Below are 16,196 nucleotides of genomic sequence, written 5' to 3'. Positions count from 1 at the left end.
ACGGCCGAGGCTTGTACGTTTTTTGCACACAACGATCGGCCGGGAAAACGAAATGCAAGAGTTATAACCTAAAGATAAGCGAGATCACAATGGCTCTATCTCCCACCGATATCCGCAATTTCGAGTACACGACTCAGATGCGCGGCTATAACAAGGAGGAAGTAGACGACTTCATGGAGCAGGTCGCTTCCGCCCTGGAAGAAGCCAAACAGGAGAACCTGAAACTCTCGATGCAGGCCGATTCGCTGAAAACGCAGCTCGAGGGACTTCGCCAGTTCGAGGACACGATCAAGAACGCCGCTATCGACGCTCGCCGCAATGCCGATCAGACCCTGCAGCAGGCTCGTAATGAGGCGGAGAAAATCGTGACCGAGGCTCGCCGGGAGGCAGAGCGTCTTGTTGGTGACAAGGAAAAACAGCTCGAGGATATAGAATCCCGTACGGAAAAGGCCGACCTGGTCAAGCGGGCCTATATCGGAAAATTACAGGATTTGATCGAATCCCACCTCGATATGGTTAAGGCTTTAGCGCAGTCCATGCCCACCCTCAGGCACGACGAGGAAGAGTCGGTTGACGAGGATCCCGACCGGATCCAGGTAACCGATTCCAACGAAGTCGAGCGGGACGGCATGAGCACGATCGGCAGTCATCCTATCGAGTCCGAATCGAATGATCAGGAAGAGTCCAAGTCGGCTTCGAACCTGGTTCAGGCCGATGAACTCTCCGCTCAGGAAGAACAGCCGGCACCGACCGAGGTTGCTTCTCAGGCTGATTCATCTTTGATTAATGAGTCCGAGACGCCTACCAACCGCACCGAGATCGCTGAGAGCCAACCGGTCGAGGAAGACAAACCGGTCGATCCTGAGTTGGCGGCCGCGTTGGAGCGGTACCAGTCCGGTACAAGCATGACTGAAGAGCCATCCGAGGCTACATCCCAGATCCCGGTCGAACAAACGGACCAGCAGCCAGCCAATGAGGTTTCTGAGCAGCCCTCCGAAAGCACCCATAAAATTCCGGATGGTTTCAACGAGGGAATAATCGAGACAAACACGCGCGCCGAGGATATCCCGCCGGAGTTTATTGTCAAGAAAAACGGCGCCAATGATCCGAACGCCACTGACCGTCTCGATGACTATGTCGAGGATCGTCGTCGGCAACAGGTCCTGGACGCCGACAAGAAGGTCAACCGACCGTCGGCCGAACCGCCGGATCCGGAGAAATTGGCCGAAGAACTGGACGCTGTAGCGGCCAAGTTCGAGGAAGAGATGGATCGCGCGGCAAGCAATTAGATCTTCTCATCAATCGTGCAACCTTCGCCGGCCCGAGCAATCGGGCCGGCTTTTTTAATCGGCTTTTATGATTACCCCTTTTCGCTGGCGAGCAGCATGGCCGCAGTCTATATTCCATCCTATGTGAATGTGAACGATCAAAGCCCCTAAGGAGCCTTATGCACTCAGTCGAGGACAACCGCCGCATGATCGACGAGGCGGTCGCTTTTATTCAGAGTCAGGTTACATTCAAACCGGAAATAGGCATTATTCTCGGGACCGGGCTCGGGACTCTTGTTGACGGGATCGAGATTAACGCCGTCGTCGATTATGAAACTATCCCTCACTTCCCGGTATCGACTGTCGAATTCCACGCCGGGAAACTTCTGTTCGGAACTCTTCGCGGCAAACCGGTCGTTTGCATGCAGGGCCGGTTCCATTATTATGAGGGCTACTCGTTCCAGCAGATAGCCTTCCCGATTCGCGTGCTAAAACGACTCGGCATCCACACCCTGGTAGTATCCAACGCCTGTGGCGGCCTGAATCCGAATTTCGTTGCCGGTGATATTATGATGATCAGGGATCATATCAACTTCTTCCCCGGCAACCCGCTGATCGGCCAAAATGACGATGAGATCGGCATTCGTTTCCCGGATATGTACGGCTGTTACGATTTCGAACTGCAGGCATTGGCCAGGCAGATCGCCCTTGAACAAAAGACTCACCTGCGGGAAGGAGTCTATATCGGCGTCACCGGACCATTGCTCGAAACGGCGGCGGAATATCGCATGTTTCGCGGTTTCGGAGGTGACGCGGTGGGGATGTCGACCGTGCCGGAGGTGATTACCGCCCGCCATCAGGGCACCCGCGTACTGGGTTTCTCGATCGTGACCGACATGGGTCTTCCGGACAACATGCATCCGTTGAAGCTGGAGGAAGTGATCCAGATCGCCGGCAAGGCCGAGCCGTTGCTGCGCGAGTTGATCGCCGGCTGCGTCGAGAGAATGTGAACCATTAAGCTGCGGTAATCAGCCGGGATATCCGGAAAGAGCAGATCCCCTGCCCACCGTATGACCGCAGTCTATCGGAATAAAGAAGAAAGCCGCGCCCAAGACGGGTGCGGCTTTAATCTTACCTGAATTCGGCAAATGGCTATTCAACGTTCGAGGTGCAGAAAGGGCAACGCTTGGCTTTAATGTTGATCGTCGAGAAACAATGCGGGCATTCCTTGGTCGTGGGGACAGGCTCGGGAGCCGGAGCCTCCTGCCTCTTGAGGCGGTTGATATTCTTGACCAGGATGAAGATGGCGAAAGCGACAATCAGGAAGCTGATAATCGTGTTGATAAACATGCCATAGTTGATAGTCACGGCGCCGGCAGCCTGAGCTTCGGCCAGGGTGGCGAACGGTCCGGCGGTGGCCCCTTCCTTGATCACTAAGAAGAGATTTGAGAAGTCGACATTGCCCAGGAGAAGACCGATAGGCGGCATAATAATGTCCGCCACCAGCGATTTTACAATAGTGCCGAAGGCGGCGCCGATGATGATACCCACGGCCATGTCGACGACGTTGCCTTTGACTGCAAACTCTTTGAACTCCTTCATCATACCCATATCAAGGCTCCCATGATATTTAATTAAGTTTTGCTCTTATTCGGTGTTGTGCACAAAATGTGTTCAGGTTAATAACTGCAGTCAAGAACAATCTGTTCCCGGCCTCACCGGCTCGGGATGCAATTCACGCAACAAGAAATCTGTTGAAATGAATGAGACGATTGTTGCCAGGATAAGCCACATCAGGGTGAATAAGTCCTGCCAGGCAAGTGACAGCCGTATTTCTGAGGCTAAAACCAAAGGAATGCGGATTTACTTGTGGCGGTATTGCTCGATCGCCTGGTGCAAAGCCTCGGGAGCGAGAGTCGAACAATGGATCTTGCGTTCCGGAAGTCCCTCGAGATAAGCGACGATATCGGCCGAGCTAAGAGCTTCGGCCTCTTCGAGGGTTTTGCCCATGACCATTTCGGCAGCGGCGGATGAAGTGGCAATCGCGGCAGCACAGCCGTAGGTCTTGTAGCTGACATCCACGATACGGCCATCGACGACCTTGAGATAAAGTTTCATCATGTCTCCGCACTCGGGGTTGCCTACCGAGACAACCGCGTCGGCGTCGATGATTTCCCCCGCGTGGCGGGGATTCTCGAAATGATCCAATACTTTTGCGTTATACATGGCCTTATATGGTAATCGATTTTGCTAATAACGCAACAGGATTATGCAGGTATTATCTGAAGTAATTGTAAAAGGGACGACCGTTATATATATTCAGGTCGATGGTTCTCGAAATCGGCAAAAAAGAAGTCGAAAAGGCTGTTTTAGTCGGACTGGCGCGTAACTCCCGTGAAAAACAGGAGGTGGAGACATCGCTTGACGAGTTGGGCCGTCTGGTCTGGTCGGCCGGAGCAGTGGTGCGCGACCGGCGAATCCAGGTACGCAATCACCCCGACCCGGCGACTTTCATTGGCCGTGGTATGGTTGAGGAACTCAAACAACGCCTGGTCGAGATCGAAGCCAACTCGGTCATTTTCGACGACACTCTCAGCCCGGCTCAGCAGCGCAACCTCGAAAATGCTCTCCAGGCTAAAGTGATCGACCGGCCGATCCTGATTCTGGATATTTTTGCCACCCGCGCCCGGTCACGCGCGGCACGCCTGCAAGTGGAATTGGCTCAGCTCGAATACACCCTGCCCCGCCTCACCGGCGCCTGGGTCCATTTCTCGCGGCAATACGGCGGGATCGGCTCCAAGGGACCGGGCGAAACTCAGCTCGAGATCGACCGCCGACAGGTCCGGACGAAGATATCCCATCTGAAAAAGCGGCTCGAAAAACTCGACCAGCAACGCCACAGCCAACGCAAAGGACGCCACGAGTTCTTCAAAGTAGCTCTGGTGGGTTACACCAACGCCGGGAAATCGACCTTGTTCAACCGGCTGACCAAAGCCTCCGTCGGCACCGCCGATATGCTTTTCACCACGCTCGATTCAACCACCAGAACAATGTCAACCGGATTCCCGGTCAAGGTGATGATTTCCGATACGGTGGGATTTATCAGAAAATTACCGCACCAGTTGGTGGAATCTTTTAAATCAACTCTCGAAGAAGTTTCCTTGGCGGATCTTTTGTTGCAGGTAGTCGACGCCTCGGCCGAGGATCTGGACCAGCGTATTCTTCATACCCGCCAGGTATTGACCGAGATCAGCGCCCATAAAGTTCCTTATCTGCTGGTATTCAACAAGATAGATGCCTGCCCTGAATTCCTGCCGTCGGCAATCGTGGATGCCCCATTCGTTACTATATCAGCCGCCGAAGGAACCGGAGTGGCTCATCTCCAGGAAGAGTTGATTACCCGCTGCCGGGAGTTCCAATCACAAAAAAACGGTTTCTGACAAAGTTTCTTCTCGTATCTGCCGATACTAAAAGTAGTTACATTGGGAGATACGAATGGCTAAATCAATCTTGATCGTCGACGACAACCCCAATATGTCCTCCCTGCTTTCGGAGATGCTCGAAGTCTTCGATTATAAATCCGTACGCGCGGAGGACGGCGCCGATGCGCTCGCCAAATTGGACGAGGGCAAATTCTCCATGGTAATCACCGATATGCGCATGCCGAACATGACCGGTCTCGAATTGCTGCAACAAGTGAAAGCCAAACATCCGAAACTGCCGGTGGTGCTGATCTCCGGTTATTCCGTTTCGGAAGTTGAGGACGAAGGTCAGGAGATCAAACCCGACGGTTTTCTGGCTAAGCCGTTTCTGATGTCCGACGTGGAAAAACTGCTCAACTCGCTGCTTTAAATGCGAGAAGAACGAACCGGGCTCACCTGCGCCCCCCGAGTTCGTCGTCAAACGAAAAAGGATAATCGCCGATCCAATGCGATCGGCGGTTTTTTTATTAATCCGAAGACAAGCCCTCTCCTCTAAATAGTCGCATCACACGATTATAATCCCTCCGGTAGCTTATCCCGCAGCAGAGCATAGTCTCTCAAGTATGGTTTTTCTCCAACTTGGAGACAGGTTAACTATCAAACAGGATTGGATGACCAGCCAGGTCGGATCACGGCGTCGTGTTGGCAGCTTCTCGATTGCGCTGGCGCCGCAGGAGGTAGATGCTAAAACCGAAGAATAACACCAAAACGGTCAGTACCCCCATTTCAATCATATAGTCGACAAACACCTCATGCCCGATCTGGCTGATATGTGCCGCCTCCAGTGAGATCAGCAGTAAACGCCTGACAGTAGCGATCAGACCGACAATTAAAAACGGTTCAGCCTGAAGGGCGTGAGATTCGAATGAAACAACCACGGTATAGAGGATCTCGGCAACCATGAGACCCAGCAGGATATTGTCAATTACACGGATGATACCCAAGGCGGTGCTTCCGCCGGTCATGGCCTCCATGAACGATGCACCCGCTTCGTATACCACCACCAATCCGACGGCGACAAGTAAAATGCCGATCAGGCCATATATCACATCCTCACATACCGCGAAAAATCTGGTGGCCCTCTGACGCGTTTTAATAATAACGGACATTGCCGTACCCCCTGTTTTGTTTGATTGGAAATTAAGATTCTCGTCTCCCCGTGCGCAATTTAGAAAAGCAGCACCCGAACGGATGGCTGGTTTTAAACCTGTCCCCCCCTGCCTCCTATACCGAAAATTACGGTTGACGGGCTCCGGCCGTGCTCTATCTTAATTGTCTGAAACGTAAACCGACCGGCCTCGGCCAATCACCCGATAGGTAACGGCGGATCAACCCTAATTAACGGGAGCAAACCGTGAAGCTTTCCAGGCAAACCAAGGAAATCATACAGATCGTTGTCTTTCTCGTAGTTGCAGCGTTGTTAGTCATCGCCTTTATCATCTATCCGCTGGGGCAGGTAAAAGACCAGTTCGCTCGGACGGATATCGACGACTACGATAACAATGACACCGTTATAGTCAACGATCCTGCAGTCTGGATCGATCACGGCCTTCCGGTCGATACTTTCAAGGTCGAGTCCGATGGCCTCACCGTACTGGCCTGCCTGATCCTTCAACCGGACAGTTTGATTTTCGATTCAGCGGCCGGCACGGTGGTTCTGATTCCGGATGAACGTTACAACCGTGATTCGGTCATGTCGCTGGCGGAAGAATTCCATAACGCCGGTTACGTGGTAATAACTTATGACCAGCGGGCAACCGGTCATTCAACCGGCAAATACCACGGTGAAGGGCGCCTGGAGACCGATGACCTGCTGGCGGTTATCTCTTACGCCGATTTAAGAACCTGGATCAGGCCCCCATTGACGGTTGTCGGCGAGGGACTTGGAGGCGATGCCGGTATCATGGCCGCCCCCGAAGATGAACGGATCAAGGTGGTGGTAGCATTCGAGCCACACCTGACCACCGAGCGATATCTCGTCCGGCTCAAACAGCGCCACGAGGCCCTCTGGTTACCGTTTTATCAGACTATCATTTACTGGTGGTACGGTATGCGTTCAAGCTATGCCTCAGAATTCCGCGAGGCCGATCAGCTTCAACCTCTGGCCGGACCAACGCTGATTATCGCAGCGGAACCGTCAGACGAGGCACTGGACCAACTGGAGGAACAATCGGGCGATAAACTCGAATTGAAACAAGCCGTCAATCCGGTCGGGCTGTTTGATCTGACACTCGAGTTTATCGGGGGAACGCCGCCGGTCGATTCGACGTTTTCAGAATAAATATAATGATGAGAAACTAAGGAGTCCGTACGATATGAGCGCTATACAAATTGCCAGGGATACTTTCTGGGTGGGAGTCAAAGATCCCGACCTGCCGGTTTTCGATATTATCATGAAGACCGAATCAGGCACGACTTACAACGCCTACCTGGTCAAGGGAACCGAAAAAACCGTCCTTATCGAAACCGTCAAGGCTAATTTCGCCGAGGAGTATTTTGCCAACCTCGCCGAGCAGGTCGATGTGGCCAGGGTGGATTACCTGGTGGTCAACCACACCGAACCGGACCACAGCGGTGCGATTGTCAAGCTGCTGGAAAAGAACCCGAATATCGAAATCATCTGCTCCGCGGCCTGCATACCGTTTATAAACAACGTGATCAACCGCGAGGCAAAAATCACCGGCGTGAAGGACAACTTCGAAATCGATCTGGGTGATAAGAAGATGGTTTTCAAAACCATGCCGTACATGCACTGGCCGGATACGATGATGGAATTCGTTCCGGAGACCGGGGTGTTGTTCTCATGCGACGGTTTCGCGGCTCATATTTCCGCCGATACGATTTACGCCGATGAGCTTCCCGCCGATAAGTTGGAACACGAGGTGGACTATTACTACGATGTCATCATGCGCCCGTTCGCGTTCTTCATAGGCAAGAATCTCAAGAAGCTCGAAGAGTTCGACATTAAGATGATCGCTCCCTCACACGGCCCGATTTTCCGACAGGACCCCGGCAGACAGATCGAGCACTACGCCAAATGGTCGGCCGACAAATCCGAGGGGAAAAAGCAGGCTACGATTCTTTACGCCTCCGCTTACGGCAACACCGGCAAGGTGGCTCAGGCGATCGCGGCCGAATTGAAGCCGCACGGCTGGGATACGGTTTTGCTCGATGTCGCTGAGATGGATCCGGATAAAGCCCGCGATGAGATCGAAGCGGCTAAACTTATCCTGTTCGGAACCCCGACCTTCAACGGCGACGCCGTAAAACCGGTCTGGGATGCAGTCAACCTGCTCTCGACCGTCCACAGCCAGGGGAAAAAGGCGGCGGTATTCGGCTCCTATGGCTGGAGCGGCGAAGGTCCCAAACTTGTAGCCGAACGCCTGGCCGGCCTGCGCGTTAAAGTATTCGAAGAAAACTACCGCGCTCGTTTGGTTCCATCGGAGGAGGACCTGGCCGAGGTGAAACGATTCACCGCCAAGTTGCTTGATTTCGTCGGCTAAGAAACAGCTCAGCCACGACGACAAAGCGATCCTCTATTAATACAGGTGGTTGTTCAGTCAACCACCTGGCCGACAGCCTTAGCGTTGAGCTGGAAAAAAGACATGTTCTAAATGACAAAAACGGACAATTCATCTCTTTCACGGAGAGTCTTGTTATGTCCGATCCCATAATAGAAACCGAACGCCTGGCTATCCGCCGGGCTCTACCTACCAAACAGGACGCCAAGTTTTACTTCTGCCTCTGGACCAACCCTGAGGTGATGGTCAATGTCGGATTCCCAAACGGGTTGCGCACGACGGAGAAACAGATTGCCGCGCGCCTGGCCGATGAAGCGAAAGACGCCGTGTTTAATCGCCTTCTGATCGTTCAGCTCAAGAAGACAAAAGAACCGATCGGCGAAGCCTGGATGACCGCCCCGGACAACGAGGGAGTATGTGAAACCGACGTCAAACTCCTGCCGCAATTCTGGGGCAATAAATACGGTATCGAGATCAAACAGGCCCTGGTTGATTACCTGTTCGAGAATACCGCCTGTCTCGCCGTCAAAGCAACCCCCAATCGGGACAATATAGCCTCGCAGAAAATGCAGGAGGCGGTGGGGGGCAAGAAAGTCGGTCTGGGCGTGGCGCAGTTTCCGAAGGAGATGCGGGACTACACCTGCGATGTACCCTATTTCACCTACATTGTCACCCGCGACGACTGGGAAGACCGCAAGGGGTAGGAACTCTCTTCGCAGGGCAGGTCCGTCTTCGAACCTGCCGACGTAACAATTCCCTGCCGCGACGCCACCATTGAAGACACAAAAAAAGGGCAGACAAAACGTCTGCCCTCAATCATAATAATCTATTCTATCGAGTTCGCGAACAATTAGCCTGGACTAATTTCCGCCGCAGTCTTCAACATGGGTCCACTGATTGGTCCCATCGGATATGACCACCTTCTCAGTTACTCCGTTGTAGCTGGCGGTGACAGTCCAGGTGCCGTTAACATCAAGCTGTGAACTGTTGGAGCCGGCACAGCTAAGGTTCACCGTCACCGTGGCGCTCAGTGACCCGGCCTGCGGGCAATCGTCGGCCGACAAATCCAGTTCGATGCCGTTGGCGGTAACGTTCGAGCCGAACATGAGCGAGCAGGTGGTAGTGCCGTCGCTGACCTCCGCCTCGGCCGATTCAACGAAAGTCCCGTTGATCTCGACCATATCATCGCCGCCGGCAATCCGCTCCATGTTGACACTGTGCACTGCACTACGAGAGAGATTGTCCGAGCGCGAATCCATATCGATGTGCACCCGGTAGCGCAGTTCATCGATAGTGCTGTCGGGAACATATTTCACCGAGTCGTTGGCCAGAACCTGGATCGAATCAATGCCGACGAAATCGATCGTATCGTTGCTGTTCCAGTCATAGATAACCATATACCCGTCAACGTTGAAAACATGCCAGCCGTTTTCATTGGCATAGCTGCCGGTATTAATGAAGATATTGTCATCCTCATCCATACTCAGGGCCGGACTCAGGGTGTGCCCTACGGCGGTAACGTTGGGAATCGAGTCAATCAGCATGGTCGACATCAGCAAGCTCAGATCGATTCCGCTGAGGAACTGCTCATCGAACACCTCGGACGTCATAAACTGATAATTGATGTCGTTGGTGTCTCCTTCAGGGAGACTGGATCCGACGCTGTCGTCGGAGTCGTCACAACCGACCGCCCAAAGCAGCCCCAACAGGATAATGGCAGTCACGGTAAGAAAAGACAGACGTTTCATTGTATACCCTCAGATTGGTAAATAGGGTTAGTAGTTTTCTCCGCAGTATTATTATAGTCGGAGATAAAAAACGCAGTCTTTAAGTTTTTATATCTTAAACCGCTGAAACATTTTTTCTACGAGGATCAGGGTATATAGATACTTATTGACGAATAAAATAACTGCCGATCAGGCTTTGGGCGTCTATCTCATGTGCGTCTCGTCGGAGAAAGAAACCGCGTCGGTCAAGGTGGTGCTGATGAAATAGCGGGATTAAAAAGCTACTTCCTACTTCCGGTCCAGGCGTTCGAGCAGCGCCTGGGCCGCTTGCTGTTGGGTCGGAACGGAAGTCAGCGACAGAGCCTTGCGAGCCAGCGAAGCGGATCGATCAATATCCCGCTCCCGTTCGGCAATCAGCGCTAAATTGTAACAGGCCAGGTACGAGGTGGAATCCAGACTCATCGCCCGCTCGAACAAACGCTCGGCAGCAGGCAGTTTACCCTCTTCGAATTGAAGCGAGCCGTAGTTGAGCACAATATCGACATCGGCGGAGTCCAACTGATACGCGCGACCGAGTCGCTGCTCGGCCAGGGGGAATCGTTGCTGTTTAAGATTTACCACTCCGGCATACATCTGCGCCCGTGAACTGTTCGGCAAATGTCGACCGAGTATCTCGGCGAGATTCTCCTGCTCGGCGGGAGAGCCGGCATTAAGGAAATAACGAGCCAGAAGCAACCAGGCGGATTCATCGTCAATGGCAAATCCGAGACTCGATGCGACTGCCTCGACACTGTTGACCGCCCGATTTCGTTCCACCAGGTTGTAATGCAACCGACGAATAATGTTCAACGAGTCTACCGGCCGATAAGGAGGCTGCTGCCAGGCCTTTCGGGCGAACTCCGGGACACGATTACGCACCGCCGGATCGGACTGGGCATGGTCGATTAGATTCAGGTACTCCCAGATCTGGTTGCGGACACGCGACTGATCGAGTGTCCGGGCAAAACGATCAACCGAGGCCTTCATCGAGGCATTGACACCTGTGAACATCCCGGTCACCAATAATGTCATCAGCACAACCGGCGCCACCCACGACCAACAGCGACAACCTGAAACCGAATCATCAGGATCAAGGACGATAAGCGCTCCGGCCGTAAGGAGCCATCCGGCCAGTGAAAACAGGTCCCAGTCGCGGACACCTCCCAACTGCGGCAGAAACAACAGGATGAACAACAGCGAGGGGATCATTAACCAGACAGCCAGGAATTTTCGCGGCGCCACAGCAAGGGAACGAACAGCCGAGAGCGTCGACGGCAACAGAAACAAAAACGGCAGCGCCGTCAAGAGCAACCAGCCGATCACATTCTGCCAGTGTTTGGAATCAAGCAGGCTGATCTCATAGGGCCCACTAGCCGTAAAGCCCATCACATAACGGGGCAGATCGAACAGACCAAAACCGCGCAGGAGAAACAGAACAACCAGACCGGCGGCAGTCAGGATCAGGAAAAAGCGATTGAGCCTTGAACGTCGCGAAGGTTCATCCCGATCGGAGACGGTCAGCACCACCAGCAGAACACCGGCAAACAGGATCGGCGTAACACTGTGCACGACCGTACCGACGACGAACCATAGGACAAACGCCACCCGTGAGCCTGTCCCCTCAATCGCCCTGAGGGCGCTCAGGAGAAGTTGCGGCAACAGAGCGGCGATAAGCGAATAGCTTTCGATATAACCGAAAAATAAAGCCGCGGTCCCGGTAAACAGCAGCAGAAAAACAACGCCCCCTCGCTCCCGAAACAGATAGAACGAAAGACGGGCGCTGTTGATTACGAAAAATATCCCGCAAAGAATACTGAACCAGCGATAAGTATCGGCGGCGGTCAGGCCGAGCGGCTCGCTGATTACCCGATTCCAGAGAGCGTGCAGGACAAAATCACCCGCCTCGGTCGGCAGCCACCAGCGACCGGAATCGAGTTGGTTTAACCGCAATGAAGCATCACCGGTAAGATTGGTGGCGGAAGAAAACAGGATCGTCAGGACAACGAACACCGCCGCCGCCAGACCAAGCATGATGATTTTACCTGATCGGGATTTCCGGTTGATCCTTTCCCCTGTTTTCGCAAGCAATTGATACACCCACGACCTGACCGGGTCCCACGCGCCTAACAGAAGAAGTCCGATGCCGATATAGATGGCCGCCCCCGGATAATACGGGGCAAAATCTATCGACCAGAACCAGGCAAGATCGAACAAATTGACCGCTGCCAGGATAAGCAGCAAAGTGAAAAAGAGAACGGCCGCTAGTGAGGAATTGTGATCGACATCGTTCATTGAGGTAATATCGTCTTCGCCGGTGTTATAATCAAACCGTAAATGTTTTCGGACGTATCCGAAAAGAATCCCGGAACGAATCAGGGACTCGCCTGTTGTTGATTGAACATACGGCTTTTAATATAGCCGCAAAACGTAAGAAGAATACCAATTGCCGGAGACAAATACTATGCAGATAAAAATGAACTGGGCCGGAGGGATTAAATTCGAGGGAGTCAACATATTCGGCCACAAGATTATCACCGACGGCGCCAAGTCGGCCGGCGGCGATGAATCCGGGTTCAAACCAACCGAGTTACTTCTCTACGCCGTGGCCGGATGCACCGGGATTGACATCGTAAGAATCCTCGAGAAGCAGCGCCAGAAACTCGAATCGCTCGAAATCGAAGTAACAGCGCACCAGAACGAAGACTATCCCAAGCCGTTTCATACTATCGAAATCAAGTATTTGGCCAAAGGGGACAATCTGGACAAAAAGAAACTCGCCAAGGCGATTGAGCTGTCCGAGTCCAAGTATTGCGTGATCAGTCAGACCATTCAGAGCCCGGCCGAGGTGAAAACCAGCTTCGAAATTCTTGAATGATTCTTGAATCGTTTGAGCGGTCTTTCTATCTAAGGAGGAAAGACAACCATAGGAGCGTGGTTATGAACACAACCGAATTTACATATAAGTTGCAGTCGGATAAGGCGTTCGACGATGTCGTCGAGAATCTGAAGAAGCAGGCCGCCGAACACAGCTTTCGCGTTCTGGCCATTCATGATGTTCAGAATACATTGAAGGAAAAAGGCATCGAACGCGGCCCGCTGAAAATAATCGAGGTCTGCAACGCCGGTTTCGCCCATCAGGCGACTCAGCAAGAAGTAGGGGTAGCGATCTTCATGCCCTGCCGGTTTTCGGTTCACACCGAAAGCAACAAGACTTTTGTAACCCTCGGCCGACCCGGCATGATTGCAACCATGTTTCCCGAAGCCGGTCTGGACCAGCTCGCCAGTGAAGTGGAAACGACGTTGAAGTCGATCATGGAGGCTTCGGTTTGAAAAGACCGAATTTAGGGAAATCGTGATAAGTATGACAAAGGCCGGATACAAAAGAACCGCGTTGTTCGCCGCAGTGGGCGGTGTGATCGGTCTGACGTTCTCATTGCTCTATATCGAATTTGGAGCGACTTGAGCCCTTATGTGTAACCCTTATCTGGCGACCGGATTGGGGCTGGTGACCGGGGCGGTCATATCGGTAACGGATTAACGAGGTAATTATGCCGCTTTATAAATACGAATGCGAGAGCTGCGGTAATCAGTTCGAGGAATTGGTCTCGGCCAGTGCACCACCGCCACCCTGTCCCAAATGCGGATCGGAAAAGGTGCACAAAATGCTCTCGTTGGTGGCGTCTCCCTCGGGAGGATCGGACAGCGGTTCCGGCAGCGGCGGATCGCGTTGCTCCAGCGGATTCAGTTGAGGGGCTTGAACGACCTCTCTGCCGGGAGCAGAAAAACCTTCATCTTATGCCTCTCATGCCCGTCGGGGAAGCCTGATCCCCGGCGGGCTCCTTCCTTTGGGAGTGTTGAAAAAACCTCCGCAAGAACCCAATCGCCGGGAAGACAAGCCCTTCAGCTACGCGCCTGGAAGCTCTAACTTCACGTAGCATACGGCCATCAAAAAAACATCGCCCGAGGAGTATCTCCTCGGGCGACGCGAAAAAAAGAACCTATGCGCGACTCAATGTTGTTTATCGCGTCGAGTCGCTTAACTCACAAAATCAGAATCCCAATTTCAGACGGAAGGCGTAATTGAACTCGCCTTCTCCTCCAACCCGGCTGGTTCGTTCGGTGCCGTAAACGACGCCGTCAAGCTGAATGAAACCGAAATCGAGACCGGCCCCGACAGAGGGATAGCCCTGCCCGATCCCGGCTCGTACTTTGAGCGGTTTGCTCAATGGCACTTCGGCCCCGAGGTGAACCTTGTTGAAGAACGACTCTCCCTTATGGAAGAAAGCATCGTTGATATCCGCCGCAACGAGGATACCCCTGGACAGGCGCATCGAACCGCCGATATTCACCTCGAGTGGCGGCCGTTCATCGTCGATATCGGCCAGGAGGTCAACCACCCGAAGACCGAGATCGGCTTTGTTGGGGATCAATTCATACTTGAGTCCCAGGTCTACACCATAACCCCAGGCGGATTCTTCGAGCAGCGTGTCATAGGCATCCGAGAGATTAACCTCGGAGGCGGACAGCCGCAACTCGTGCAATTCATAGCGCTTGATAATTTTCAGCGCCGCGCCGCCGTAGAGACGATTTGGCAGGACATTACCGGTAATCGATGCGGGGATCTCGAACGATAGACCACCCGTAGTTACGATATCGGCAATACCGCATTCGTAAACACTCGGCTCGAAAATACCTTTGTCGGTCTTGAACTCGACATCCATCGAACCATACTGGCCGATTGCGAAACTGCCGTATTGAACACCGATATGACCGTACACACCGGCCCCGAGCCAGGAGTCATCCCACTCGGCCAGACCGTCGAGCAGTTCCTGCTGTGCTGATAAAGTGGTGTCGGCATAATTGTCGAACAGTTCCTCGTTGTCGGAGTAAAAGTCGACCATGCTGCGGACGTCCTTGTCCAGACGAACCTGCAAGGCAAAAATATCGACTTTCAGTCCATCGCGATGCTTCAACGAAGCCGGGTTGTACATGATCGCCCGGAAATCGTCAAAGGTAGTAATCGCCGTACCGCCCATGGAGAGCGAGCGGACATCTAGGTATTGCGAGTTTCTGGTCTCGGCCGAAACGACTCCCGACAGAACCAGAAGCATCAGCGTTATAATGATTATTGTAGATTTCATCACGGTCTCCCTCCTCACAACAGTTCCCAGGAACCGTCGCTATCCTCATCGATGCGACCGTCCCCGTCGTCGTCAAGACCGTTAATGATTTCTTCATCGATCCGACTGTCATTGTCGTTATCCAGATTGTCGGCGATGCGGTAATAATGGGCTAAGTTCTTAGCCTCGGTCAGCACGCTGGCGACATCGGCCGGATCCACTCCGAAATTCTCCGTAGCGATCGACATGATGATTGCGTAGGCGAAATCGATAATCTCGGCGATGTTGTCAACGAACGCGTTGAACGCAGCGATCAGCAACGGGTCGATCGGCAAAGGAGCCAGTGTCATAGACCCGGAAAGCTTGGCGGCGCCGCCGGAGTGCTGATTGATATACTCCGGAAGATTACTGAACTCGAAACCCCGACTGAGACCGTCGAGATATTCGATCAGCCAGTTGAAATCATCGTTGTCGATGATCCCGTCGAGGTTGGTGTCCTGGAACATCAGCAAACCCTTCATACCGGCCGCCAGACCCAGATCGAAAACAATGTCGGAGGAGTCAAACGAACCCTCTGTCTCATGCCGAAAGATCGGGCGCAGATCATCGAACAGCACACCTGATACCTGGTACAGGCTGTTGGCCCGGATCTTGGGCCAGTCATCGCCGGTGAACGGGAAATCCGAGCCGCTGTAGAAATTGTTGTCGCCCAGAGTCTGAGCCAGATACAAGGCGTTGAAACCCGAGGCATGAATAGCAGCCTTGGCATGATAATAGCGGGCTTCGGAACTGTTTGGATCCTCCTCCATCGCCTCAGCGAACGAGGCCAGTGCCTCCTCGTACTCGGCGTTGCGAAGATGCTCCTTGCCCTCGTCGATCTTAGACTCGGCGCTCTCACCGCTGGTCCAGCCGAAGATATTACAACCGGCCAACAGCAGCGCCATGGCTATGATCAAAGGAGGAATTACGTATTTCAGACGCATTTTTTCTCCCTGGGAAATGGTTTTCATCTTTACCGGGCCCTAACCGGAGTCAATAA

The 16,196-nt window shown here is 53.2% G+C and carries 17 protein-coding genes; 10 read left to right on the top strand and 7 right to left on the bottom strand.

The annotated features are described in order from the left end of the window. Positions 1 to 89 precede the first annotated feature (89 nt). A complete protein-coding gene (locus PLF13_03765) occupies positions 90 to 1,289 on the top strand; it encodes a DivIVA domain-containing protein (protein HOP06389.1) in 1,200 nt (399 codons plus the stop codon). A gap of 158 nt (positions 1,290 to 1,447) precedes the next feature. Then, a complete protein-coding gene (locus tag PLF13_03760) occupies positions 1,448 to 2,278 on the top strand; it encodes a purine-nucleoside phosphorylase (protein ID HOP06388.1) in 831 nt (276 codons plus the stop codon). Between the two features lie 142 nt (positions 2,279 to 2,420). On the opposite strand, the gene mscL is transcribed toward PLF13_03760, so the two are convergent. Together mscL and PLF13_03750 are read right to left on the bottom strand one after the other, a co-directional pair. Next, positions 2,421 to 2,873: a large conductance mechanosensitive channel protein MscL gene (gene mscL / locus PLF13_03755; GenBank protein ID HOP06387.1), complete on the bottom strand. Its 453-nt coding sequence runs from the start codon at positions 2,871 to 2,873 to the stop codon at positions 2,421 to 2,423. Between the two features lie 258 nt (positions 2,874 to 3,131). Next, positions 3,132 to 3,494, bottom strand: a complete 363-nt coding sequence (locus PLF13_03750) for an iron-sulfur cluster assembly scaffold protein (GenBank protein ID HOP06386.1) — start codon at positions 3,492 to 3,494, stop codon at positions 3,132 to 3,134. Between the two features lie 101 nt (positions 3,495 to 3,595). On the opposite strand from PLF13_03750, the gene hflX reads away from it, so the two are divergent. Both hflX and PLF13_03740 read left to right on the top strand, forming a co-directional pair. After that, entirely contained in the window at positions 3,596 to 4,708 is a 1,113-nt protein-coding gene (hflX, locus tag PLF13_03745) for a GTPase HflX (protein HOP06385.1), read from the top strand. 55 nt (positions 4,709 to 4,763) lie between these two features. Further along, entirely contained in the window at positions 4,764 to 5,120 is a 357-nt protein-coding gene (locus PLF13_03740) for a response regulator (GenBank protein ID HOP06384.1), read from the top strand. A gap of 259 nt (positions 5,121 to 5,379) precedes the next feature. Here the strand turns inward: PLF13_03740 and PLF13_03735 are convergent, their stop codons facing one another. Beyond that, positions 5,380 to 5,859: a phosphate-starvation-inducible PsiE family protein gene (locus tag PLF13_03735; GenBank protein HOP06383.1), complete on the bottom strand. Its 480-nt coding sequence runs from the start codon at positions 5,857 to 5,859 to the stop codon at positions 5,380 to 5,382. 245 nt (positions 5,860 to 6,104) lie between these two features. Between PLF13_03735 and PLF13_03730 the strand changes: the two genes are divergently transcribed. The 3 genes from PLF13_03730 to PLF13_03720 all read left to right on the top strand — a co-directional run bounded on the left by PLF13_03730 (position 6,105) and on the right by PLF13_03720 (position 8,975). Next, positions 6,105 to 7,031, top strand: a complete 927-nt coding sequence (locus PLF13_03730) for an alpha/beta hydrolase (GenBank protein HOP06382.1) — start codon at positions 6,105 to 6,107, stop codon at positions 7,029 to 7,031. 34 nt (positions 7,032 to 7,065) lie between these two features. Next, on the top strand, positions 7,066 to 8,253 hold the full coding sequence (locus tag PLF13_03725; GenBank protein ID HOP06381.1) for an FprA family A-type flavoprotein: 1,188 nt from the start codon (positions 7,066 to 7,068) through the stop codon (positions 8,251 to 8,253). Between the two features lie 155 nt (positions 8,254 to 8,408). Further along, complete coding sequence (locus PLF13_03720) at positions 8,409 to 8,975, top strand: GNAT family protein (GenBank protein ID HOP06380.1); 567 nt, start codon at positions 8,409 to 8,411, stop codon at positions 8,973 to 8,975. Positions 8,976 to 9,131: 156 nt separating this feature from the next. Here PLF13_03720 and PLF13_03715 read toward each other — a convergent pair whose 3' ends face one another. After that, a complete protein-coding gene (locus PLF13_03715) occupies positions 9,132 to 10,019 on the bottom strand; it encodes a hypothetical protein (GenBank protein HOP06379.1) in 888 nt (295 codons plus the stop codon). Between the two features lie 267 nt (positions 10,020 to 10,286). Further along, the gene (locus PLF13_03710) at positions 10,287 to 12,329 is read right to left on the bottom strand and encodes a hypothetical protein (protein ID HOP06378.1); all 2,043 of its coding nucleotides are present in this window, start codon (positions 12,327 to 12,329) and stop codon (positions 10,287 to 10,289) included. Positions 12,330 to 12,498: 169 nt separating this feature from the next. Between PLF13_03710 and PLF13_03705 the strand changes: the two genes are divergently transcribed. From PLF13_03705 to PLF13_03695, 3 genes are all read left to right on the top strand, one after another. Further along, entirely contained in the window at positions 12,499 to 12,912 is a 414-nt protein-coding gene (locus tag PLF13_03705) for an OsmC family protein (protein ID HOP06377.1), read from the top strand. Between the two features lie 62 nt (positions 12,913 to 12,974). Then, positions 12,975 to 13,367 (top strand): DUF302 domain-containing protein, encoded by a 393-nt coding sequence (locus PLF13_03700; GenBank protein HOP06376.1) that lies wholly within the window; start codon positions 12,975 to 12,977, stop codon positions 13,365 to 13,367. A gap of 218 nt (positions 13,368 to 13,585) precedes the next feature. Next, on the top strand, positions 13,586 to 13,786 hold the full coding sequence (locus PLF13_03695) for a zinc ribbon domain-containing protein (protein ID HOP06375.1): 201 nt from the start codon (positions 13,586 to 13,588) through the stop codon (positions 13,784 to 13,786). 300 nt (positions 13,787 to 14,086) lie between these two features. On the opposite strand, the gene PLF13_03690 is transcribed toward PLF13_03695, so the two are convergent. Then, complete coding sequence (locus PLF13_03690) at positions 14,087 to 15,178, bottom strand: hypothetical protein (protein HOP06374.1); 1,092 nt, start codon at positions 15,176 to 15,178, stop codon at positions 14,087 to 14,089. A 14-nt stretch (positions 15,179 to 15,192) separates the two neighbouring features. Next, positions 15,193 to 16,140, bottom strand: a complete 948-nt coding sequence (locus PLF13_03685; GenBank protein HOP06373.1) for a hypothetical protein — start codon at positions 16,138 to 16,140, stop codon at positions 15,193 to 15,195. Positions 16,141 to 16,196: the final 56 nt, after the last annotated feature.

The sequence above is a fragment of the Candidatus Zixiibacteriota bacterium genome (genome assembly GCA_035380245.1).
Lineage (GTDB): Bacteria > Zixibacteria > MSB-5A5 > GN15 > FEB-12 > DAOSXA01.
The sequence above is the reverse complement of the archived record's forward strand: the minus strand, read 5'-3'. Positions and strand labels throughout refer to the sequence as shown.